General features: G+C 51.7%; 20 protein-coding genes. 8 read left to right on the top strand and 12 right to left on the bottom strand.

From position 1 onward, the window contains the following. Window positions 1–438: 438 nt before the first annotated feature. Window positions 439–2,373 carry an LTA synthase family protein gene (locus BLU63_RS09855; protein WP_083375377.1) on the top strand — a complete coding sequence of 645 codons (1,935 nt, stop codon included), beginning with the start codon at window positions 439–441 and terminating at the stop codon, window positions 2,371–2,373. A 155-nt stretch (window positions 2,374–2,528) separates the two neighbouring features. On the opposite strand, the gene BLU63_RS09860 is transcribed toward BLU63_RS09855, so the two are convergent. Further along, window positions 2,529–3,434 carry a hypothetical protein gene (locus BLU63_RS09860; protein WP_083375378.1) on the bottom strand — a complete coding sequence of 302 codons (906 nt, stop codon included), beginning with the start codon at window positions 3,432–3,434 and terminating at the stop codon, window positions 2,529–2,531. Between the two features lie 323 nt (window positions 3,435–3,757). Here BLU63_RS09860 and BLU63_RS09865 point away from each other — a divergent pair, with 323 nt between their 5' ends. The 4 genes from BLU63_RS09865 (at window position 3,758) to BLU63_RS09880 (ending at window position 8,572) form a co-directional block, all read left to right on the top strand. Continuing rightward, window positions 3,758–4,048 carry a DNA-binding protein gene (locus tag BLU63_RS09865; RefSeq protein WP_083375379.1) on the top strand — a complete coding sequence of 97 codons (291 nt, stop codon included), beginning with the start codon at window positions 3,758–3,760 and terminating at the stop codon, window positions 4,046–4,048. Window positions 4,049–4,115: 67 nt separating this feature from the next. Continuing rightward, the gene (locus tag BLU63_RS09870) at window positions 4,116–7,211 is read left to right on the top strand and encodes an N-6 DNA methylase (protein ID WP_083375380.1); all 3,096 of its coding nucleotides are present in this window, start codon (window positions 4,116–4,118) and stop codon (window positions 7,209–7,211) included. Continuing rightward, window positions 7,198–7,836 (top strand): hypothetical protein, encoded by a 639-nt coding sequence (locus BLU63_RS09875; RefSeq protein ID WP_083375381.1) that lies wholly within the window; start codon window positions 7,198–7,200, stop codon window positions 7,834–7,836. Before BLU63_RS09870 ends, BLU63_RS09875 begins: the two co-directional genes overlap by 14 nt. 403 nt (window positions 7,837–8,239) lie before the next feature. Beyond that, window positions 8,240–8,572, top strand: coding sequence for a hypothetical protein (locus BLU63_RS09880; protein WP_083375382.1), 333 nt, complete (start codon window positions 8,240–8,242; stop codon window positions 8,570–8,572). 242 nt (window positions 8,573–8,814) lie between these two features. Here BLU63_RS09880 and BLU63_RS09885 read toward each other — a convergent pair whose 3' ends face one another. The 5 genes from BLU63_RS09885 to BLU63_RS09905 form a co-directional block, all read right to left on the bottom strand. Beyond that, a complete protein-coding gene (locus tag BLU63_RS09885; RefSeq protein ID WP_083375383.1) occupies window positions 8,815–8,997 on the bottom strand; it encodes a DUF1289 domain-containing protein in 183 nt (60 codons plus the stop codon). Window positions 8,998–8,999: 2 nt separating this feature from the next. Next, entirely contained in the window at window positions 9,000–9,371 is a 372-nt protein-coding gene (locus BLU63_RS09890) for a hypothetical protein (protein WP_083375384.1), read from the bottom strand. Between the two features lie 38 nt (window positions 9,372–9,409). Next, the gene (dmeF, locus tag BLU63_RS09895; RefSeq protein WP_083375385.1) at window positions 9,410–10,333 is read right to left on the bottom strand and encodes a CDF family Co(II)/Ni(II) efflux transporter DmeF; all 924 of its coding nucleotides are present in this window, start codon (window positions 10,331–10,333) and stop codon (window positions 9,410–9,412) included. 20 nt (window positions 10,334–10,353) lie between these two features. Then, a complete protein-coding gene (locus tag BLU63_RS09900; RefSeq protein ID WP_083375386.1) occupies window positions 10,354–10,629 on the bottom strand; it encodes a metal/formaldehyde-sensitive transcriptional repressor in 276 nt (91 codons plus the stop codon). Window positions 10,630–10,857: 228 nt separating this feature from the next. Continuing rightward, complete coding sequence (locus tag BLU63_RS09905; protein ID WP_083375387.1) at window positions 10,858–11,493, bottom strand: antitoxin Xre/MbcA/ParS toxin-binding domain-containing protein; 636 nt, start codon at window positions 11,491–11,493, stop codon at window positions 10,858–10,860. A gap of 364 nt (window positions 11,494–11,857) precedes the next feature. Between BLU63_RS09905 and BLU63_RS09910 the strand changes: the two genes are divergently transcribed. The 3 genes from BLU63_RS09910 to BLU63_RS09925 all read left to right on the top strand — a co-directional run bounded on the left by BLU63_RS09910 (window position 11,858) and on the right by BLU63_RS09925 (window position 15,459). Continuing rightward, a complete protein-coding gene (locus BLU63_RS09910; protein ID WP_083375388.1) occupies window positions 11,858–12,448 on the top strand; it encodes a hypothetical protein in 591 nt (196 codons plus the stop codon). Window positions 12,449–13,328: 880 nt separating this feature from the next. Continuing rightward, window positions 13,329–14,882 (top strand): hypothetical protein, encoded by a 1,554-nt coding sequence (locus BLU63_RS09920; RefSeq protein WP_083375390.1) that lies wholly within the window; start codon window positions 13,329–13,331, stop codon window positions 14,880–14,882. 103 nt (window positions 14,883–14,985) lie between these two features. Next, the gene (locus BLU63_RS09925; RefSeq protein ID WP_083375391.1) at window positions 14,986–15,459 is read left to right on the top strand and encodes an HAD family hydrolase; all 474 of its coding nucleotides are present in this window, start codon (window positions 14,986–14,988) and stop codon (window positions 15,457–15,459) included. A 497-nt stretch (window positions 15,460–15,956) separates the two neighbouring features. Here the strand turns inward: BLU63_RS09925 and tnpC are convergent, their stop codons facing one another. The 6 genes from tnpC to BLU63_RS09955 form a co-directional block, all read right to left on the bottom strand. Beyond that, window positions 15,957–17,501, bottom strand: coding sequence for an IS66 family transposase (tnpC, locus tag BLU63_RS09930; protein ID WP_077750535.1), 1,545 nt, complete (start codon window positions 17,499–17,501; stop codon window positions 15,957–15,959). 16 nt (window positions 17,502–17,517) lie between these two features. Then, on the bottom strand, window positions 17,518–17,877 hold the full coding sequence (gene tnpB, locus BLU63_RS09935) for an IS66 family insertion sequence element accessory protein TnpB (protein WP_231990920.1): 360 nt from the start codon (window positions 17,875–17,877) through the stop codon (window positions 17,518–17,520). Between the two features lie 357 nt (window positions 17,878–18,234). Next, the gene (locus BLU63_RS09940) at window positions 18,235–20,064 is read right to left on the bottom strand and encodes a TniQ family protein (protein ID WP_083375392.1); all 1,830 of its coding nucleotides are present in this window, start codon (window positions 20,062–20,064) and stop codon (window positions 18,235–18,237) included. A gap of 79 nt (window positions 20,065–20,143) precedes the next feature. Beyond that, the gene (locus BLU63_RS09945) at window positions 20,144–21,085 is read right to left on the bottom strand and encodes a TniB family NTP-binding protein (RefSeq protein WP_083375393.1); all 942 of its coding nucleotides are present in this window, start codon (window positions 21,083–21,085) and stop codon (window positions 20,144–20,146) included. After that, window positions 21,082–23,037: a DDE-type integrase/transposase/recombinase gene (locus tag BLU63_RS09950; protein WP_083375394.1), complete on the bottom strand. Its 1,956-nt coding sequence runs from the start codon at window positions 23,035–23,037 to the stop codon at window positions 21,082–21,084. Before BLU63_RS09950 ends, BLU63_RS09945 begins: the two co-directional genes overlap by 4 nt. After that, window positions 23,018–23,656, bottom strand: coding sequence for a TnsA endonuclease N-terminal domain-containing protein (locus BLU63_RS09955; protein ID WP_083375395.1), 639 nt, complete (start codon window positions 23,654–23,656; stop codon window positions 23,018–23,020). Before BLU63_RS09955 ends, BLU63_RS09950 begins: the two co-directional genes overlap by 20 nt. Between the last annotated feature and the right edge of the window lie 238 nt (window positions 23,657–23,894).

Below are 23,894 nucleotides of genomic sequence, written 5' to 3' on the forward strand. Positions count from 1 at the left end.
ACGTCAAAAAAAACTCTAATAAATGTCATTTTCATTTAGGTTGGCACTCGTCTGATTGCCAACTCTTAGCAGTTATCGACGACGCTGTTCCACATGAATCGGCTTTCTTGATCGCGATTATCTGCCCTCTTGTTGCGCACCACCTGTAGGCCCATCAGATGTGGGTGAGTTGGCGATTACATACAGCGTCATGCCGGACATATTAAGGCGAAAGGTAAGGCGAGATAACGGCGGACTTATTGTATCAAAATGTTTCATATCAGCTTTGAATAACCAGAATCCCGCATTTTTGACAAAATTTTACTAATTTGCCGTATAGATTCACTTCACCTCCAAATGAGTCGCAGCTCATTGCATTCGAAGACAGGAATGTCTTGAATGCATACGGCCAATCGGCAGTAATTTCCAATCTGGAGGGAGCACAACAAGGAGTTTTTAATGCGTTCGCCTGCTTCCGCCCCGCTGCGTTTCCTGATGATGGTCACAAGCCTGTGGCTAGTGATTTTTTTCCTCACCCGCCTAGTGTTACTTGCTACTCATCTTTCAGAGTCGGGCACTGCATTTGCGTCGATCTTTGGCATAGGAGTCTTATACGACCTGAGCTTTTTACTGTACGCCGCACTGCCGATGAGCCTTTATGTGCTGCTGTGCCCGCCGTCGCTGTGGCGTTCACGTGGTCACCAGTGGTTTTTGCAGGGGCTACTGACGCTCAGCGTTTTCGCCATGTTATTTACTGCGGTGGCTGAATGGCTGTTCTGGGACGAGTTTGGAGTACGCTTCAATTTTATAGCCGTGGATTACTTGGTGTACTCCGACGAGGTGTTTAACAACATCCTGGAGTCCTACCCAATCGGCAAATTGCTTAGCGGGCTGGCGGTTATCGCGGTGGTCATTTGCATTGCTCTGCACAAACCTCTTCAGCGGGTAATTGGTGCGCCTTTGCCGTCCTGGCGTCAGCGCCTGCTGAGTATCGCAGTGATTTTCGCTTTGAGTGCTTTCGTTCTGTTGGTCGTTGACCAAGACACTCCACGTGGCAAGGGCGGCAACACCTATCAGCATGAGCTGGCCAGCAATGGTCCCTACCAGTTCTTCGCCGCATTTCGCAATAATGAGCTGGACTACGATCAATTCTACGGCACCTTGCCGAATGACGTAGTTGGCAAGAACATCCACCAAGAGTTGGCGGAAAGCGATGTTCGGTTCATTGGTAAGGATTCGCTCGATGTCCGTCGAATCGTGACCCAGAACGATAAGACCCAGCGACATAATATTATCTTGGTGATTATCGAAAGCTTCAGCGCCAAGTACATGGGCAGCAATGGGAACCCTGGCAACCTGACGCCTAATCTCGACAAATTGCGTAAGGAAAGCCTGTACTTCAACAACTTCTATGCCACTGGCACCAGGACGGACCGCGGCCTGGAAGCCATTACGTTGTCTATTCCGCCAACGCCGGGCCGCTCTATTGTCAAACGGGTAGGCCGTGAAAGTGGTTTTGCCAGCCTGGGCCAACAGTTGAATCACGTCGGCTATGACAGCGTGTTTGTATATGGCGGCCGTGGCTACTTTGACAACATGAACGCGTTCTTCAGCGGGAATGGTTATGAAGTTGTCGATCAAAGCAGTGTCGATGAAGCTGAGATCCATTTCAAAAATGCCTGGGGTATGGCTGATGAAGACCTCTACCAACAAACGCTGAAACTGGCAGACGAGAATTTCGCTTACCAAAAACCATTCCTGCTGCAACTGATGACCACCTCCAATCATCGTCCATACACTTACCCTGAAGGAAGGATCGATATTGCATCCGGTGACGGCCGTGACGGTGCTGTGAAATACACCGACTATGCAATCGGCAAGTTTCTTGAAGCAGCCCGAAAGAAAGCTTGGTTCGACGACACTATCTTCGTCTTTGTCGCTGACCACACCGCTGGCAGCGCGGGTAAAGAAGATCTTCCGATCCGTAACTACCAAATCCCTTTGTTCATCTATGCGCCAAAGCTCCTTCCTGCGCGTGAAGACGGTCAGCTGGCAAGTCAGATCGACCTAGCCCCAACCCTGCTCGGTCTTTTGAACCTCAATTACGAATCGACATTCTTCGGCCGCAATTTGCTTCAGCCTTCCACCCTGCCGCCCCGCGTGCTGGTAGGAAATTACCAACACCTAGGACTGTTCGATGGTAAAGATCTGGCGATTCTCAGCCCCCGAGCGGTGTTGCGACGCCACGATGATGCGCTGGGCGCCAGTCATGAAGTGACAGTTCAGCTCGACGACCCACTCATCGCACGTGCGATTACCTATTACCAAGCCGCGAGTTATGGTTTCACCCATGGCTTGTTGAATTGGCCCGGCAGTGAAAACATCACCAAGTAATAGCCCCACCACCAGGCACCCCCGCATACCGTTAATTTATGCGGGGGCGCAAGCTGAATAGCCGTCTAGCCAGCATACCTTCCTGATTGAACGAGCCCTCCACAGAGGGCGGCTTTGGGTCGATTTCTGCCTCTCGCCAAGAGTAGCAATCGTCACTAACCAGACTTCTTCTCCACAATAATCTGGTCATTAGGGACATCTAGCTGGCGCTTAAGATCGCCGTCCGCAAAAGAAATGACCGTCGTGCTGCCAAAGCCTTTGAACAAGACGCTCACCCCTGCGTAGGCTTTGTAGCCTTCCAGCACTTTTGCTTCCTTCGCCAACAGAGTGTCTGGAACCAAGGCGTTATAAGGCGCTTTAACATAAATAGTCGCATGCTCGATGCGGACCTGCGCCAAGCGCATGGCGCCATCCATGAGTTGGCCAGAAACGCCGCCGAAAATAAGTGGTGTTAGCAGGACCACAGTAAGGCTAACCAAATAGGCGGATTTTTGTTTTCCAGCATCTCCCGATTGCAGAAGAGCATCCTTCTCGGGCGTAGCGATTACGCTGTTCAAGAGTTTTTCATGAAGCCGGTACTGCGCTCCAGCCGAGTGAGCAATGGAAAAGAACAAATAAAGCGCAATCGATAGCAGGGGCAAATTCCAGTAGGCCGCGATGTCACGTCGCCCAAGGCCCCAAATCAACACGCCAGCCACTATGGCCAAAGGAATAGCACGCCAATTGAAACGAGCCAGTTCGTACTTAGCTTTTTTACCCCCCGTTTTTTTACGCGCATATTCATAAATAAGGCTGAACACCGGCCGCACGATGATCGACATGCAAACGCCAAGCGAGACCATGCAGGCCACGAACATGGCATAAACACCGCCAAAACAACTCGCTGCAAGTAAGAACAGTAACCCGTCCCCTAGGGCAAGGCCTTGAGGGAAGTGTCCAACTCGAAGCGCATAAAGAATTACGCAAGCACTTCCTAGGCCGATACTGAGCTTAAGTGCAGCAGTGGTGAGTTTCGAAAAACTTTCAGCTGTAGATTCGAGTGACGAAATGACTGTTTTCATAGATACACATTTAGATTATTGGGACCAATGGTCATGCGCCAGGGCTGCTCATGGAGCGGCCGTTCTTCGCGAGGATCAGGCCTAGGTGTTCGGCAGCGCGCACCAAAGCTTCAACCCTTTTCCGTCACTACAGCCCGAAAAATTTAAAAGCATCATCTTTATCTGACGCCTGCTGGAATGCGACAGGTACCACTCACCGAAGCCCGCACAACAATCCGCTTAATATTCGTGGTGCCGACCGTTGCGAGTCTGGCCGGCTTGTTTTGATTGAACCTCATGTTTTTATGTGTCAAAGTCTCATTAAATTATGATCAAACCACGCCATGACCTACGACAATTTTCTTGCTGAGCTCAACAGTGCGGGACTCAGTGTAAAGCGCTTTGCTGACCTCGTAGGTATGCAGCCCAACTCGGTTTCCAACTATAAGAAGCGGGGTGAAGTCCCGGTACATCTCGCATTGATCGCCAGTCTTCTCGCTGAAATGTCCACTCACCGTATCGATTACGAACCTGTCATAGCGCGAGTACAGCCCGTCAAGAAGCGGCCGCGCGGCGCTGCAGGCGGCGGCCGGTTCGCAGGCGACAAGCAGACCTCGTTGGGGTTCCACCAATGACTGAGCATCAGGGCATTTGGGTATCGCTCGGCATTACGGGCCCGATGCAACCGCGGAGGCTCCGCTCATGAGTGCGGTCATCGATTCCCGCTGGTCGAAGGCACTGACGCTCGACAGACGCCGGGCCCCCGAGTTCTATGCGGCCGGCAGCAAGGTCGCCGCAGGTGCGCATGCCGAGGCGATCCGCTTTACACTCGATGAATTGGGTCTATCGGCGGTTAGCTGTATCAATGGCGTTCCCACAATCGCCTTTTTGAGCGATCCCCTCGTTTCCATAGAGCGCATCGACGAGCTTCATCGGATTCTGTGGAATCAAGGTTTGATGAGCATGCTGCTCGTCATTCGCAGCGACGAATTGATTGCGTACTCGCTCGTGCAACGCCCGTTGCATAGCGACCAGAACCGGGATAAAGACCCACGCTTAGTCAAGACGCTCTCCCTTCTCAGCGATGCCTTGGAGCTGCGCGAATTACTCGACGCGGCTGAGTCGGGGCGGTTCTGGTATGAGAACGATGGCTATTTCAATCCGGACAACCGAGTTGACAGCGTTCTTCTGGCCAACCTACTGATGGCGTTTCGCAGCCTCAAGGACGAGCTTGGGAAAGATGCCTCTCAGGCGCTGCTGATGCAAACCATGTTCGTAGCCTACTTAGAGGATCGTCAGATCATCGGTGAGGCCGTATTTCGTGCCGCGTCACAGGATCGCTTTGGCACTCTGTTGGAGCTGCTCGGGTCCGGAGACCCTGAGCTCTTTGACGCGCTGTTCACATGGCTGCATGGTGCTTTCAACGGCAACCTCTTCAAAGCCCCTTGCGCATTTGAGACCGGAGACGCTCTGCCACCCAAGCTCAAGCCTGAGCATCTAGCCGTGCTCACGCGGTTCCGCTGCGGTCACGAGAACATGGCCACTCGCCAGCTTCGGTTCTGGGGCTACGACTTCCGTTACATGTCGATCGGACTCATTAGCGCGGTTTACGACCGGTTCCTGAAGGAAGAGGCGGACAAAAAGAGTGCAGACGGGGCATTTTATACCCCGATGTTCTTGGCCGATATCGTAGTCAATCAACTGTGGGACGAACTGACCGACGAGCAGAAGACGCATGGCATCTACTGCGATCCGGCTTGCGGATCTGGCATCTTCTTGGTGCGGTTGTTCCAGCGTCTGGTCGAGCACCATTGCCAGGTCAAGAAGAAGCGACATGCAACGTGGACCGACTTGAAAGCCATTGCGAATCGCCTCCATGGAGGAGACATCAACTCTTCCGCAGTGCGTGTCACGGCGTTTTCCCTGTATATCGCCCTCCTCGAACAATCGAGCCCTTCAGACTTGCCCAAACTCATCAAGGCCGGCAAGTTGCTGCCGCCTCTTTATGGGAAGACTCTACTTCCCGGGTCAGACTTCTTCAGCGTCAAGGATGCCCCCCCATTTGACGTGATCATCGGTAATCCGCCTTGGAATGGTCGTACCGGACAGCTGACAACAGCACAAAATTGGACCACCTCCAATGGCTACCTCGCGCCCGCCAAAGACATTGCATGGGGATTCGTATGGAAGGCCCTGGAAGGGATCAAGCCAACAGGCCTAGTGGCATTTCTGTTGCCTGCCATGGGGATCTTGCACAACACGGAGAGCCAAGCCGCGCGCCGGATGTTGCTGCAGCGGTCCAGGATCCGCCGAATTATCAACATGTCTGATCTCTGCTTTCAGCTTTTCGATGGAGCGCAGCGTCCAACCGCCTTCGTGCTGTATGGGCCTCAGAAGCAAGAGCAAGCGCCCTACCGCTTCGAGTACTGGATCCCCAAGGCTGACCTTAACCTACGACTCAAGCGCCTGGTGACGCTGTCGCGCGCCGATCGTTTGACGTTTCGCGCCGACCTAGTCGCCGAGGATTCCACCGTTTTCAAGCGTCGCTTGTGGACGCGGGCTCCCGAGGAACGACTGCTGCAATACCTTCGTACGATCCCGCCCATAAGCTCGCTTGTACAGGAGTTTAAGGCCTTCAAGCGTTCCAAGGTTGAGTTCAACCGGGACGAGCACTGGGTGATCGGGCAGGGTTTTAAGCCAGCGCAAGAGAACCGCCTGAACGATCCTGAGTACCAGACGACCATTGTCGAGATCGTTACTCGGCTGCCCTACCTGGATGCGAGTCAGTTCCAGGCAGTGGCCATACCACGAGTAGAGGCTAGCCCCTGGCATACATCAGTCGTTCATCGGGCAGGGTTTGACGCCGGATTTTTTGGGCCTCACATCTTGATTCCGCAAGGGGTGGAACGGGCCGTTGGCCGGGTGCGGGCGGCATTCAGCGAACAGGACATCGTGTTCCGAAGTTCGCTTCAGTCGATCACCGTGCCGCCTGGACAGGAACGTAAAGCTAAGGTGCTGACGGCCGTGCTAAACAGCAGTCTGGCGGCCTGGTTTTATTTCCACGACACGTCATACCTAGGAGCCGATCGGGCCAAAGTACCCCAAGGTGAATTGCTGAGGCTGCCGTTCGACGATCCTGAGAATATGCCGGATCCTGCAAAGGCGTTCAAAGCGGAAAAGAAGTTGGTGGCACTGATTGACAGCGAGCTTGCGACCGCGCAGAAGCTGCTTGCCTCGCGGCAAGATGTGTTGGGCGCCATCGACCGTCTGGTATTCGAGTATTACGGACTCGATGCCGGTGACGTGGCCATCATCGAAGACACAGTTCACCATGTCATCCCAGCAATGCAGCCCAGACGCAACTCCGGCTTGCAGTCCATCTGGGCGCAGGCTAGCTCGAGTCAGCGGGCGACCTACGCCTCCATGCTGTGCAACGCACTCTCTCCGTACTTTCGCGTACCCGTCAAAGCTTCATTGGCAGCGCGCTCCTCCGATGTGGCGGTGTTGAAGCTGACAATCGGCGATGAGGCGGCGCCGTACACTGAGGACACGTTTGGCGAGTTCAATGACTTCCTCGGGTCGATCGCCGCAAAGCTTCCCATCGATTTGCCTGGCAACGTGCAACTGATACCTGATCTGCGTCTCATCGTTGACCGCGACATGTATCTAGTGAAGCCCACGGCGCTGCGGCACTGGCTTCGATCCACAGCATTGGCTGACGCGGAGCAGATTGCAGCGGAGTTCGTAGCGGCCGCGGCCCTCCATGGAATGGAGGGGGTGGACCATGCTGGCGGGTAGTCCTGATGCTTGGCTTGCTCATTTTCGAGATCTTGGTGAGCAAATGTCCGAAGCGATTGAAGCTGCCTGGCCAATCTGCATCAGACCTTTACAGTCCAAGAAGGACGCGATGACGCATGAAGATCACATTACCGAGCATCTAGTTCAGGCTCTGAGGCGCACGAAGAAGGTGCCGGGTAGAATCACATACCAATATGTCCTATTGATCGAGGACGCCAACGGCAACGTATCCCTGTCGAGTAGCATCGACTTCGTGTTAACAGTGGGTGACGATGAAGACGTCTACCTAGCTTATGAATGCAAGCGGCTAAACGTGTCCTATGCAGCCCGCGTACGTAACCTCTGTGTCCCATATGTCGATGAGGGCCTCATGCGCTTTGTCACAGGCCAGTATTCCAATGGCCTTCCAATGGCTATGATGATTGGCTACGTCATGAACGGGGATAACGGCAGGGCACGTAGAGGGCTGACCAAAGTCATGAAGTCACGCACAGCTACCCTCGGGCTGACCACCGAACAGGACCGCCCATCGTTACCGGGGATGCCCACTCGCTTCAGTTCCACGCACACATGCATGCCCGGCCATAGCATGAAGGTGGAGCACCATCTTTTGCCTTGGCCATGACCGGTGAAGAAAAATCGGGCCGTAAACTGCCAGATGTCAGACCCGGACGAAGAGCACGTGATTAGCATAGCCAAGGCAATCTTGGAAGCCGACGAAAACGCCCTTGATCAATCCCGCAAGCGCCACCCATTCGAAGGGTAGGACGCGCAGCTGATGCTCGAAGCCACGCCATTGCTTGCTGAGCGTAGGGGTGACTGCTTTTATCGGATACATCGCCTAACAGCGTCCGCGTTTAGCCGACAGTTGTCCGCCATGATAGGCGGCAGATGGACAGACCCTGACGCTTGCCGGTATCTGCTGCCCTTTATCACTTCAGGTCTGCCCCCAGCGACGCTTTACTACAGAGTCCGGCCATCCTGATAGACTCGATCAGATTATAGATAAAACCCTTTTGAGAAATGGTATGAATACAGAATTGATGGAAGATGAGATGCGCCGTGCGCTATTCGGTGATTCTGAGCCCTCTGCGCTGGCAATTAACTCAAACGTGCAGGATACAGTTTTGGATGTTGTGATCGTGCAACCGGTGAAGGCAGCGAAGAAAAAGACAGTCTCAAAAGGCTTCACACCTAGGTTGAGAATCACGCTCCGTGTGGGAAACGAATTTGAAGGCGAGATGCACGAGATGGTACATGAGGCCGATACGCTGAGCTCCTTAGTTGCAGAACAAGAAGCTACTAAGGCGGCCAGAAAGAAATTCAGGTTTGTGGAAGTGGTCTCGGTCAAGTCGATGTAAGTGGGTACTCTATTCGCATTCGCTCGCTCCCCCGCCCGCGTAGCATTAAACCGTATTCGGTTACGGCGGGGCACTCAACAAGTTCGTGTCGATTGAAGCCTCAAACATTAGGGGCCGCGGTAGTCGTATCCCGGAATGGATTTAACACCATCACTCCATCACTCTCGATGTTTCCCCAAGCCACATAATTGAAGGTGGCGACAGGCAGAAAACGACCCAGAGCTGTCATACCGTGCAAGCAACTATCCCTGTGCTTTCTTCAGCCCTTTCAAGCGCACGTTCGCCCTTTGCACAGCGGCCATTTTTTCAGGCCGCTTCATGCGTTTCCACTTCCTGATGTCTTCCTTGCTTCGCCCGCAACTTACACACAGATCACTACTCAGTTGGCAAACTGAGATGCAGGGATTTTCGATTTCTTTAGCCATTGTCAGTCACCTTTGGCCACGCGTGATCGAGTCAGGCGACTTTTCCAGTCTCCACCGTGAGTGCGTTGGCACTCTTCCTCCGAGTCGAAGCGAACACTGTGATTTGAAGGGTTGAGGTCGATGTCCGCCTCATTCAACGCGATGGCTGTAAGCTCAAAGATGCGAGCCTTCGCGTCAGCCTGGGCGAGCTTTCTGTCAGCCAGGGTTTCGAACACCCAAATCACCGTCAGGGTTTCAGCCCACGCGTTCATGTCAGCAGTGTGGGTGAGCCAGGTAAAGCCTTTGATTTCACCTTTTGCTGTTTCGCACGCTTCGGTCAGCATGGTTACCAACCGGCGTTCTATTCGCGCCAGTTCACGTTTCCCTGGAGGCATGCGGGTTCCTTTGGAGATAATGGTGGGGAGGCGCTGAATCAGGCCGGTCGAAACTCGACCGTCAGATGGCTGACTTCGTGAACCGGCTTGAGTCGTTCACGAATGCTGTCGGCGTTCACACTCGCTTGACCAAGGACGCTGACGATGGCCGCATGGGCTTGCGGTCCAACGCGCCAGACGTGCAAGTCCGTGATGGTGGCATCCCCCGGTTTTTCAACCAGTTCGCGGATTTCTTCGGCAACGTGCGCATCTGTTTGATCCAGCAATACACCTGCGGTGACTCCCATCAAGGTCCATGCCCAACGCGCGATAACGATGGCGCCGAGGATGCCCATGGCCGGGTCCAGCCACACCCAGCCCAGATACCGGCCGGCGAGCAGTGCAGCGATGGCCAGAACCGAAGTGAGCGCGTCTGCGAGGACGTGGACGTAGGCCGATTTCAGGTTGTTGTCGTTCCCGTGATGGGCATGCGTATGGCCATGCTCATCATGATCGTGCCCATGACTGTGCCCGTGGCCCAGCAAGAGGGCACTGACAATGTTGACGATCAAACCGGCAATGGCGATGAGCGTAGCGGTGCCGAACTGAACGTCCGTTGGCTGCAAGAGGCGCATGACAGACTCAACGCCTATTCCCAGAGAGACCATACCGAGAATCAGCGCCGAGGCGAATCCGCCCAAGTCTCCGACCTTTCCAGTCCCAAAACTGTATCGCTGGCTGGAAGCGTGGCGTTTCGCGTATCCGTAAGCGGCCGCCGCGATGCCCAATGCGCCGGCATGAGTTGCCATGTGAAAGCCATCGGCCAATAACGCCATCGAGCCAGTGATATACCCGGCAGTGATTTCACCAACCATCATCACAACAGTTAGAGCCACAACCCAAAGCGTACGCTTGGCATTTTCGTCGTGCGCTGAGCCAAGGAACACGTGGTCGTGCGTGTAGTTGATGTTCGTGCTGTTCATGAGTGTGTGCCTGGATGTATTCACTTGGAGTAACGACGAATGGCTTCAAGAAGCTCTTCGACGCCCTTGTTACGCTCCTCTTCACTGAGCCCAGGGTTCGCAACATGCTCCCGCGCGTGGTCCTCGATGATTTCCTCCATCAAGCCGTTGATAGCTCCGCGTGTGGCGGCGACAAGGTGCAGTGTCTTGGAGCAATCGAGATCCGATTCCAATGCCCGTTCAACGGCTTGAATTTGCCCGGCGATACGTTTTACGCGTTTGAGAAGATCGTCTTTGTGTGCTGCGATATGACCCATGGGATACCCCCTACCTATGCTGCGCTATATGATAGGCATACCCCCTATACCTATACAACAATCGGCGGACGGAGGGATCATCTAACGTCCCTCGGCAAGAGAGACTTCAATCACGAGGGTGGAGCGAAAGGGCCTGGAGTGTCCGCTTATGGCTAAGCAGTCAGTGGGAAGTACCGTCTTTAAAGACGTGGCACTGGCGCGGCCGGTGTTGCCTTGCTCACTAGTAAATTAACAGTACAAGCCCTCAGCCACTTGAATCAGCATTTCCTCCACTCGATAGACGCCTAGGCTGGTGGAAAGCAGCTCACACGGACTTTTTCCCGAAAAGCGTGATTTGGGTTTGGACAACCAGTGCTGGGCTTTTTCGATGTTGCCGAAGACCGCCACGGCCATCGCGGCAATATGCGCCGCACGATACACTCGATCACTCTCATCGGCTTTCAAGTGCTGGTTGCTGGCCAGGCGCGTTTTAAACGTCCGGCGGGGAATGATCCTGTCACGCTCGGCAGGGCTGATGATTCCCTGATCGCAAAGTACTTGGAGGCTATGGGCCGGAAAGCCAGCTTCGATCAGTTCGTGAATGGCCTGATCCGAGGCTTGGGCGGGAATATGGAGATAGGTTTCCAAGCGCATTCTGTAAGCTTGGTAGAAGTCTTCTCGTAAAGCCCCGGCCGATGAGGAAGGAGTTGAGAGGCCGTGCACTGGTTGGAGCACGATTACGCCGTTGACCACTTCGATGGTCATTACGTCGCCGATGCTCAAGCCGAATTGTGAAAGTAACTCTGGCGGCAAATCAACTATCGCATCGCCGCTGCCGTCGCCGGTGTCCTTGCATCTAACCGTCCAGCGCTCGCTTTCACTCATGATCTGCAGGTCTCACGTCATCATTCGAGTCATTTGATTATGCTCGCGTTGAGTTCCGCGTGCACGAACGGTGCGCTACGCGTCAGATCGCCGACATCATGGTTACAGACGATTTCTGCGGCATGGCGTCTTCAGACGCAACGTAGGCCTTTGGTGGACGAGGTGATGGCGGTGGCGTTACTGAAACTGAATATTGGTCGTCAGTGTTGTTGAGGCCTGCTGTCTGAGGCTTCATACCACGATGCTGGGCGTCGTCGTTATTTTCCAAGAACGAAATGATCGCATACGAGTTTGTGTGTATCGGCGAACAGGTCTCGACGAGTTCGGGGCTAGCATCACACCCTAATTGTCTAAAGGAAACTTCATGCGTTCTGTTGCTGGTTTTACTGTGGGATTGGGTCTGGCTGTGCTGGCAGGTTGTGCGGGCTGGAACGCAAGCCATAGAGGGCCTGTCGTTGTCGATTACCGGGTCAATTCCGAAGATATTTCTGGTCGCCCGAAAATGAACATCGTGGAAGGAAACAGTTTTTTTGACGTTGCCGGGTCCACGAATAACCAGACTTATCCGCCTGTCACTATTCGCCAATGCAATGCACAACGGACAGAGTGCTCACTGGGGATTGTAACGCTCACAAGTCAAATCCAGATTCTTTCCGTCAACGAGCAATCCACGAAGCTTCGGCTCGATTTTGTCTACACGGTTGGGGAGGAGTGGCGCCGCGAGACGTCCTCAACAAAGCAGGTACACCGTCTGCCTATGCCTGAAGTGATCAAGGATGAGGGGCGCGTAACACGAACCGCCGATATCCCTTACAGCGAGACTCGGCGAGTAGAGTTGCCGTATGGATTGAGCCTATCCCTATGCGTTTCGGCGCCTGGAGTAACCACAATGGATCAGAGGCCGTGTACCAATCAGATGGTTCATGCGGATGCGAAGAGCAGTCCAGCTTTCTAAAAGCTTAAAAATCCCCGCGTTGCGGGGATTTTCCTAAGCCAGATGTCAGCCGTCTGAGGAAAAACTATATCGGGTTTTCGTCTGCATGAAGATATTTGAGTCATACCTTCTTATGACTACTGAACCGAGCCAAATATTCTTCAGTCGTCGCTACCTAGGCTACTGAACCTTTTGGGTCTCGGAATCGAACCTTTGCCGCGTAATGCAGCTTTGACATATTGGGCCGCTAGTTCAAGGCTCTCGCTATCTGCCGCGTAAAACGCATCTATAAGCCTGATTCTGGCTAGTCGTTTGACCTCCAATATATCCTCAGCACTCGAGTCTTCCGAAAGCTTGTTGTTTTTACTCATATGACGACCCGCTTTTACGGTTGCCTGCCAAAACTACACACCGATCGTAATGCTGTTTTCACTTCTGACATAGGGCCTAAGCCCCTCCATCTCTTTTTTCTCTTGGGGTGGAAGCCTTCAGCTGCCTTATATCTGGATTGTCACCTCTTGGGCGAGAGCGACAGCACTAACCATATGATCGATTCTAGCGAGTGCGCGTAACCATCCGGACAAGTCATCTACCCATCGAAAAAATTGACAGAGGGCCAGATCCGCCATTGAGCTCTGGGCCCCAAGAACTGGTGCTTCGCTGGATCACCCGGTAGCGGACGAGCGAAATCGATCGGTTGCGGCCATAAGAGGCTGCCGGGCTAATCACGTAAGGCGCGATGGCCGGACTTATACCGCCAATCGCCGAGCCAACGGGATGAAAGTTCTGGTGCCTGACACACGTTTAATGTTGGGCCAAGTACCACGATTACGATTTTGATACCTAGAACTGCCTGCCGTATTACCTAAACTGGTGGCACATTCATCAGAAGGACGGAACCGTGGTGCTGACCGATCATAAAATGCCGACACTGGGCTACTTCAACAAGGTGGTGTGCGATTGTTTGGGGCTATGGGCCAGCGATAATAACGACATTACCTTCACGGTTCCCGCAACCGAAAAGAGCCGGCGCGCGGCAATGCACGAAGCGTTCGAGGCTATAAAAAAAGCAGACGGTGTATACGGCTCGCTAAATGAATTGGTGGCCGTCACTACGCAAATGGCCCCGCAAAAAGCCACGCTTACCAAAAAAGACAGAACTGTTCATGCTTGGGTCCAGGAGCTGGCCCGTTCCGACTTTGGCTCGCATGATGAGTTTGTCGAGCTCGGGAAATATATCGAAGCGTTGATCGAGGAGCGGTATGCCCGATATGGTGTCTCGCAACTGGCGGTCTGCTTTTACCAGTCAGCGACGATGTACTATCGCGAATTCCTAAGAGAGTGCCCTGCCACCCAGGCGGGTCCTTATCATCATTTTCTCGACCAAACACTTACGCGTTTGGTCAGAACTCTGGTTGCCGAGTCCCCCGCAGGCACTATTTGGCCCTGCGCGACCCTGGCAGAGAGCCAGTGGCCACTCGTCGACTTCCTTGACTCTGCCTTGAGCGAATGCGGTGTCTCCCGGCATAAGCTGCACCAGTTTCATCAAAGTGCCAAAACCCCAGATGTAACCGACGCCGAGGTGTGGGCCCGCGACCTTAAATCAACGCTCACTGACACAAAGTCAAAACAGACCGCGGGGCGTTTCGCCAAAAACAACAAGATCAAGTTCTCCTGCGTATTAGACACCGTGCGGCCCCTGGCGTATCTGCTGAGAGACAAGGTCGATGAAAGTACGTTTTCGACCCAGGCCTTTTCGGCGTTCATCTGCCACAACCTCACCCTTCAGGTGCTCGAATGCGGAGCCACTGAACAGTCCAAGCAAAGCGCGTCTTATCCGCAGGGAGGCACAGTGAGTAGCCTACTGCCAGTGACCGATACCCTGGACATGTTGTTTGAAAACGATGACCCGGCGGATGGAGCCGTCATTGAAGCTTCGCTGGAAACTTATCGGCAATATGCAAAAACTCTCAGGCTGTGGAGCAACCTTGCAGAGAGCGATACCCGCATTCCCACCGCGCTGGACTACTGGTACGGCCCGTCCTTCGACTCGCTAAGCATCGACCGCTGGTATAACTGCACCCCAGCCTCGCCAGTGTGGATGAATGAATGGCGGGCAGCGATGGAGGCTATGTCGTCAGGGCGCGATGACCTGGCACTCGAACACTTTCAGAATGCCTTAGCGGGCGCCAAATACACAGCTGGGCCGCTGTTCATTCCGCTTTACCTTGATATATGCGCATTCTGCAAACGCCAGTACCAACGGCTGCGCACGATCGGGGAAGAGGCAGAGTTCCATAGCCTATATGAGCCGCTGGGTGGGCAAGCCTCCAAGTACTCAGGCTTGATGGGATACACCCCTGCACACTACCGAGACGCAGACACATTGATGCCGAGGATATTGTTGCGCTATAAAAACTCTCGCATTATTCGCAAGATAGATTCGCTGGTCTGACGTATAACCTCGCGCTGACATTAAGCCTGGAGGAGTCTATGATCGGTAATACGGTAAGTATTCCGTCGCAACTAAAATCCCGTCCTAAAAGGGGTGCTCTTACATGCCCGTTTTGGCAGTTATATTTGATGCATTCGGCACGCTGGTAAAAATAGGTGTCGGAACAAATCCCTATCGGAAGATCCTAAAAATCGGGATCGAACAAGGTCGAAGGCCCAAAGTCAGTGACGCGGAGGATCTACTGTCTATGTCCATGGACCTTAGACAAGCCGCGGAGTATTTCGGAATCACTGTTGAGAACAGGTACATGATTCGACTTGAGGAAGGGCTTCATGAAGAGTTGACCAGCATCCAGGCTTATTCTGATGGAGTCGCTGCGGTGGCAGCTCTCCAGGCTGCTGGCGTAAAGGTCGCGGTTTGCTCCAATCTTGCCCAACCATATGCATCCGCAATCGAAAGGCTTTACCCAAATCTGGATGGTTACGCATACAGTTTTGCGATCGGAGCAATCAAACCATCATTCAAAATCTATCAGCATGTGACACAACTCGTTGGTGTGCTACCTGGAGAATCGTAAGCGCTCCATGAACCCCGCATTCAAAGTTACCACCTGATCCCAGACGCGGTGCCCCGTATATTTCTCTACCTGTGGCACATAAATAGCTCACCTACCATTTTGCTGGCATAAGAATGCCAATGTTTGGCTATTTTAGTGGCACAAAAATGCCAAAGTTTGGTTATTTCAGTGGCATAAAAATGCCAAGGCCAGGTATTTCAGGTGGCACAAAAGATGGGCCCTATTTCTGTGGTATTTAAGTGCCATTCAAATGCCACATAAATGCCACGAAAATGGAGAAGTACGCCCCATCTGTGCTCATGTGAGCCATTTTTGACCTGTACCAGGGGTAGGACTATTTTTGTACCGGGGGTAGGATTTTCCGTTTTTACAGGGCTTTGGAGGCCCAAAAAACGTACCGAGTCTATTACGTGTTGAGTGGATTTGGCGGTACAGCAAAGGATATCGAAAGGTCTCGATAGCGTACGATCCACCCCCCCCCCACGATAGGGTCAGGCTTAACGTCGTATCTCTGGCGAACAGTTCCACGGCAGCAGCGCTTCATAATCCGCGACCGACTGCGCATGTGGTAACTGCTCCAGTACGTGGCGTAGCCACGTATAAGGCTCTTGGCCGTTGACCTTGGCGGTCTCCACCAGGCTGTAGATCTGAGCACTGGCGGTAGCGCCTTTGGGCGTGTCGCTGAACAGCCACGCCTTACGACCGATAACGAACGGTTTTATCGCCCGTTCGGCCGCATTGTTGTCGATCGGTAAAAAGCCGGCTTCCACGTACCGCTCCAGCCGGTTCCAGTTGTTGGCAAGATAGTTAACAGCCTTGCCCAGCACACTTTGTGGCGTGACTTGGGGCTGCGTTTTCTCCAACCAGCTTTTCAACTGAGCCAGGATCGGTACGCTCTTTTGCTGACGGCCGATTAAACGCTGTTCATCATCGCTGTCCTTGAGCTCGCGCTCGATGCCATACAGCTTGTTGATCATTGTTAGGGCGATATCGGCACGTCCCGTCTTGCCCTTCGGCTGCACTTTCTGAGCCTCGACCAACTTGCGGCGCGCATGGGCCATGCAGGCCAGCCGTTCAACCCCCGGCTGCAACGCCAAGGCGTTATAGCCCGCGTAATCATCGGTCATCACATAGCCGCGATAACTTTCCAGCAGACGCAACGGAACCTCCTGCGCACGGCTGGACGTGTAGTCGAACAACACGACTTTACGATCTGGCGGACCGCTGGTTTGTACCCACATCCAGGATTGGCTGGTCGGGTCTCGACCTGGCTCTTTCAATACTTGAACACGGGTTTCATCGCAATGGATCACCGGGCTTTCCAGTAATCGGTCGCGCATTAGGTTCAGCAGTGGCTGAAAGTGTTCGCTGCACTGCATCACCCAGCGCGCCAGTGTTTGCCTTGGTATATCGATACCGTGTCGACTTAACACCGTCTCGAAACGATGCAGCGGCAAGCCGTCGACGTACTTGGTGGTCAGCAACATGGCCAGAACGCTCGGGCTGGCCATGCTCTTTTCGATCAGTTGAGCCGGTTTGTCGGCGGTGACCGGTGCCGTTTCGCAGCCACGGCAACCGTAAACCTTGCGGATATGTTTGATGACACGGATCTGCATCGGCACGATATCCAGCTGTTCGCTGACTTCTTCGCTGATCACATGCTTGCGGCAACCGCAGGCACAGGTCAGTTCGTGCTCGGGCAGTTCGTGGATGACTTCGATACGCGGCAGATCGGCCGACAGAGGCTTGCGCTTGCCGCGACGTGGCGCCGGAGCCACAACTTCTTCGTCAGCGTCGCCGACGGAAGGCATCGGCTCGCTTTCGGGCTCGTTGAACAGCGCCAATTGCGGGGTATTGGGTTCAACGGTCTGCTCAGATTTACGATTGAACAGGCGGTCGCGCAGCAGCTTGATCTGTTCTTTCAGATCGACGATATGAGTCTGGTATGCCTCAGCCGTAACCTGCTGACGGCTGAGCGCCTCAAGCAACATTTGCTTGAGCAGAACAGGGTCATCTGGGAGGTCTTCGGGCATTAAATTCATGCCCGGATTATACCGGTCAGGCGACGAATCTTGGAGTCAAAACTTGATGAGGGCGGTTGCGCCACAGGTCAAAACCGTCGAGCAGCCAGTTCAGCTCCTGAACCGTCAACACGATGGCCTCGTCGGCGGCATCGGGTGATGTTTTAAAACGCTCAGACTCCAAGCGCTTAAGCCAAAGGCAGAAGCCATTGCGCTCCCAGTAGAGGATTTTCACCCGGTTACGGTGGCGATTCAGGAATACAAAAAGCACGGGGTCGAACACCGCCACTTTTATGTCCAGCTCGACCAGCGCAGCGAGGCCATCAATGGACTTTCTGAAGTCCACGGGCTTGGGGTAGAGATAAACTTTTTGAACTTTGGCGTCGGGTCGCATCATGACGAGCTGGCCTCCTGAGAGAATCGGGAGCACAGCATCCGGCATCAGCTAAGCGCTTTGAATGTGGGGTTCATGGAGCGCTTACGGAGAATCGTGGATGATTGGTGATTCAATGAGATGTGATTGCGATGGCCCCATAGAATTTGGTATGCATGGAGCCTATTTAGATCGGGCCGGTGGTGGGCACTTTGCGTCGCTACAGTCGTTTGCAGCAAAAATCCTGAAAACAAGAGATCCGACTTAAAAGCAAAATAAGCCGGCTCTCAGTTGATCGGAAACTACATTCAAGATCAGATCATCTATTTGTTGATAAGTATAGTACCATGCATCGGCAAGAAAAAATCATTCGCGTAACTTTCAAGATTTTCCTGCTGTAGCAAGATAAGCCACTAATTTTTTACTCCGACGCCATACATATTGTCGGCAGCGGGCATTTAAAAGACCTGGGCCCGCTACGGGCAAAAAGCCCCCTTCTTGCAACTTGAATGTAATTCTTACTCTAGGTGCATTCAGAATCAGCGCAGCTTCTGGGGCGAGAATATAGTTTCGTTTAAAATGTTGTATCGCTTCGAGACTGACAACAAAGGCGGACCGTCGTGAACATTGAACTATGTCGCTTCTCAGCCAGCCAAGGCGTACCATTGCGTAAGCTACCTCTTCCTTGACACCTAACATTTTTGCTGCGTTGGCAACTGACATACCTTTCTCTTGAGATGAAATATTGACTAATATTTTATTTAGCACCAACTCATTCTGGCTAACCAGCCATTTACCCATACTTATAGTGTCTGAGTCTGCTCTGCAAAACGCAGATATTTCGCCAGACTGAATTGCTCTCACCAACTCCACTAGCCCGCTCGATGTGGGCAGATAGTGCTTAGCAATCTGTGAGATAGTTAAAAAATCTTCGCCCGGACTTGTCAAAAACTCTGATGGCCTGAGCGCAACTATTGAATTGTAGTCAACCAACCATTTTTCTCCAGCACTCGGACAACCTCCAAAAAATCTAAGTACCCCAGCATCTATCAACTGCTCGATACGCTTCCGACTTAGGCTTAACAAACGAGACGTCTCTCGTAAATTAAGAGGTTCATGCCGAACCAAAGAAAGCTTACGAACTTCTTCGATATCAACCACCGCGACCGTTTTCCCACACGGGTACGTGAACTCTCGATCATCAAGCTCACCAGACAACCGCATCCTTCGGAGAAAGTTTTCAGGTAGCCCAACAGTTCGCGCCGCTTGATTGTATGGAAGCCAACGATGCGCAAGCAGCGTACATTCGCTTAAACGCCGGTTTCTTATAGCCAGCGGCCCTTCCCAGTACCGAATAACGTACTTTTCGAACTCACTACGAATAAAATCGTAGCACTGGTCAATTAACGACAAATATACATCGTTGTAAATTGGCCCAAATGCTAAACCTAATTTCCATGGATGACTAGAAGCCCTTTGCCTCTTTAGATCAGTGAGTAAACTATGAAACGTTTTAGGCCACCCCAAAAACATCTCGCCAGCAGCAACGGCTAAGTCAGGAGCCACATCCCGAAATACTGTTGAAACGACTATCATATTCATGAAACATTTAAGACTTATTACCCTTACTCCGAGACGAATGGCTAAAAAGTTAAACTGTTGATATGTTAGTGAATCAATACCTTCTAAATTTTTGTCGCGACCGTGTCGAAGACGTTTTTCAAGTTCGGCCGAAATCCAAATTCTGAATTCGTCGACTAGCCTGTCTGGTTCCAACGTCTCAAATACAGGGTGCTGGCATTTTTCACAGCACTTTGTGATAAGGAGTTTTAGAGTAGATTTTTCTTGGCACATGGGGCATTTATATACGAGGTTTACATTGTGGAATATGCAGGTCGTATAGAGAGTTAAATCCCATAATTCACGCCAATAAAATCCCCCTGCTAAGCAAACCGGGCAATACTTAATATTTATTAATGACCAGACGTTCTGAATATTGAATTGTGGGGCCCGAATTTCTAAGGCCACATCTTTCCAGCTTACAGGCCTAATATCCTCATCTAGCCATTTACTCGCTTGTTCATCTGTGAGGTCTTTGAACAATTTTATAACTTCACCATTCCATAGACCATTACAATCCCCCAAGCGATGTAGATAACCAGATAAACTCTCATCGTGCTTAGGTGCAGGATTCACCAACAAATCAAACATAAATATTGTACCTATAGAACCTATCGAAAAAATGAAGCGATCATCAATGCCCGGTGATTACCACCGGGCATTGTTAGTCTTAAGCCGCGATAATGTCGAAGTTTTCGAAAGGTTCACAATCCCTAATCAATGGTTTGAAGTCGAACGCATCACTAAAGGGATTACGTTCCTCAGGCGCAGCACTCCATACTTCATCTTTAAACGCCTCGCAAAGTATCGGAAGATTAATACCCTCTGCGTCTCGATGCTGCACCAACCAAACAGATCGATCTATAACTTTGATTAAATAGTCAATCAAACCAAACGAAGCCAGGTAAAAACGGCGGATCATTTCTTTGTCCGAAAAATTAATAGACGCCACCGGCAGCAATTCACGAATACCTTGGAGCAGCATCGCAAACTGTGTCCAACAGGACTCCGTCAGCATGAATCGGTTGTAATCAACCGTGGCAGAGAATCTTCGACGCAGTTGCTCGTTGGCCCAAAGCAGACCTTCAGTCCGCTTCAGGCCGACGAGCACGAAAGTAATACTAGTCTCGTTCATCATGCTCTTGATCCAATCTGCGGCTTCGTACGCATCATTACGCTTGTAATCCACGAGATGCTGCGCTTCGTCTAAAACGACCACCTCAACGCCAAGATTGCTTAAAAGTAGAATGATCCTCGCAAATTTCGTTTCTGCAGAGTGACCTCGAGAGTCTGCGTAAGGGTCTTTCATCGCCGTCAGCATTGCCGTTGCCAGGTTCTTTTTGGTGGGAGAGGATGGAATTTCTACAATGAGTACGGAGCGATGTACCCCCTCCTTTCTTTTTGCAGATTCCAACTCTCTAACATACTCTTTGATCAATGTACTTTTCCCCACACCACTTGGCCCTTGTATAACCAGTCCTTTGCTGGTCCCTGTCCGCCGCGTGTCTCCATGGACTTCAATCAGGCGGGTCAGGGCTCGCTCTGCTTGAGGGCTAAGGATGAAGTGGTGACGAAGGGAAAATTGGGCCAGGTTTTCTTTATAATTACTCATGATTTACTCCCCGTGTCTGGACGACGATAAGTAACTTTGAACGGTGTTGCGATACCGGTTGTAATCGGTTTGTCTAGCCAATCCATCTCAGCAGATACGATTTGAGGTTTAGCTGCGCGGATCTTCCAGCCGTCCTTATCTAACTTAGCGCGAGCTACTGCCCGACGTGTGCGTATTTTTTGAGAACGGCGTGCCTGTTCGACATCATCTCTTATGTCGCGATAGCACTGGTGAACTTGCTCGAAACTAGGATTGAAGTTTCCACTCTCTTTAAGAGCTTTTTTTGCCGCTTTCAATAGTTCACGGCTCAACCCGAGCATGCTTTTGTCCTTTATATGAACCTGTAAAAACACATTTCTAAAACGATCGTGAACCCAGACATGGTCGATCTCATCGCGATATCGAACACTTATTTTTTCTTTTGGTTTCAGCCGCGCTCTCAACTCTGAAAGTTCAGGGCAATGGTAACCATAACCATCGATTTCAATACCATAATGATGTACCTGCACCAAACTTCGGCGTGCAAGAATACATTCAAGTGCGTCAGGATCAACGGGCAGCTTGATAAGTCGGCATGCCTCACCGGAAGCCCATATTTGTGCAGGAGTCTTTCCGTTAAGACCTCGGTGGGGAGTTTGGTGGTAACCATCAACGATCCATTTCACCACGCTGGCTTCAAGCTGAGCGAGTGTGAAGCAAGCATGTTTCTCTGATTTATAATCACCCTTTTGCTGGATATTGGAAAAAGTCGTGCCTGGTAGGTTATGAATCAATCCCAGATTCTGAGTGCGGAAGAATCTTTCCACTGAACCTTTCAACTCTGGCCCCCTGGATCGAGGGTACATAATCTCGATACCTAGCTCGTTGAATCCAGCGATCAAGTCGTCTGCATGGAATTCGGCGGCATTGTCAGGAACGAGTCGGGCGGGCAGCCCATGAGCACGCCACTCGTTCTGCACCTTAGGAAAGCGTTCTAAAAAAGCCGCCTTAGGACGAATGGAGCGCTCGATGACGCGCAGAACCGTCTCAGTGTTAGGGGCAGCTAAGTGAAGAAGATAGCCCATGATCATGCGGGAAAATTTATCCAGCACGACGGTGATATAGGGACGCCCAATCACCAACCCAGTTTCTTCGTCTACCAGCTGCACATCTAACTGGGTGTGGTCGATCTCCCAGCGATCTAAGATGCCGTCAACCACGAGCAATTCACCCGCAACCCGGTGTTTTTTCTTGGCAGCATGTTTACCTATTCGACGTACATCAACCTCGTATGGGTCGAGCTTGGCAATGTACCTACGAACAGTCATACCACACGGTTTGGTTAGCTGATCCGTAGGAAGGCGCAACGCATTTTTCTCATCGACTCGCTTTAGATATTCCCCCACTACTACCGATATTGTGTGCCGCTGCAATTGAAGATATATTTCATCTATCACATTTTTTAATATTTCTTCCAACTCACCAGATATTACGTTGGACCTCCCCTTATCAGTATGTTTTGGAACAAGTTTTACAACACTTCCACCTACAAATCTTGAATACCATCTTCTAATGGTAGAAACAGAAGGAACAGATGCATCTTTGAGATTCGCTGCGACCTCTGCTAATTTTTCTTTCAACGATTCTTTATTAGGTAGAATGGTATTACCCTCCATTACGCCCTCTAGATATCTACGACGGCGTAAGGCTTCTTCACGTTGTTTCAAAGGGAAACAGGTCAGATCCGGGGCAACGTTCCTTACATGAGGAACCTCCCCTAGATAAGGTTGCTCTTCGCTAATTTCAATTTCCCGTCGTTCATATCCGAGCTGAAACTCATATTCGGTCAACGTAGTTGGTTCGCCCAATTCATCGAAGAAAAGCAAACGTCTGTCGACTAGCCGCCTTTGAAGCGACATTGTCGTACCATTGATAACAACAACTAACTTCGCCTTAAGCAAAAAGGTTTGCATGGCGATGTCCTCCAGATAGAAAAACCGGGGTTTTGTGAGTCAGCGGCTTTTCCAAGTCGACACCGATGATGCACAGCCCTAGTAAACGCCAAGCTTCCATTTCTCCAAAAACTGACACAACTTCTTCTAATTTTTGCGGTTTGTATTTATCTAATTTTAGGATGAGTTCGGCTAGATCGGATTGCGAAAGTAACGGACCGCGGCGGTGATACAAAATACTTCTTAAATTTTTCGCCAGCGGTTCCCTCCATATTTGGCCATCAGTAACTACTGAAAAACTTCTATTAGTTTCAGAGAAGTGGACCATGGCTGCTTCCAACTTTTGCTTGACGCTTTTGATCAGGAGCTTTTTCTCTGGCTTAACTTCGAACCACCACTCGCCACCGTTCGCAAGAAAAACGCGGAGATCAGGAACGTAATCTACGAACGAATCACCCAATCGAAACCTTTCCCGAGATGGCTGCACTTCATAGCGAAGAACGTCTGGGGATAGCTCGAGTAACCGAAAAAAACCTCCTTCCAGCTGGGACTCCCAGGCCACGGAATGACCATTTTTCAGAGAAGGGAAGTACCCCCTGAAATGACATGAGCTGCGAGTAACTACCTTACGTACTGCCATCGCACACCTCCATAGACGTGCACCGTCGCTGCACCGCGAAAGACGGGTACAGACCGGTAATCAAGGACCACGACCGACAGGCAACACTTTCCCGTCGAGCAGCCTCGATAAAGTCGAAATGATGGGAGGGGATTGACAGGAGCTGAAAAAAAGCTGAAATTGCGGTTTCCTAGACAGCAATTCTGCTTCAAATCAGCGCGGTCAAAGCCCCCTGGGTTTTGGTCGCGTTTTTACATTT

The sequence above is a fragment of the Pseudomonas mandelii genome, from assembly GCF_900106065.1.
Classification (GTDB): Bacteria; Pseudomonadota; Gammaproteobacteria; order Pseudomonadales; family Pseudomonadaceae; genus Aquipseudomonas; species Aquipseudomonas mandelii.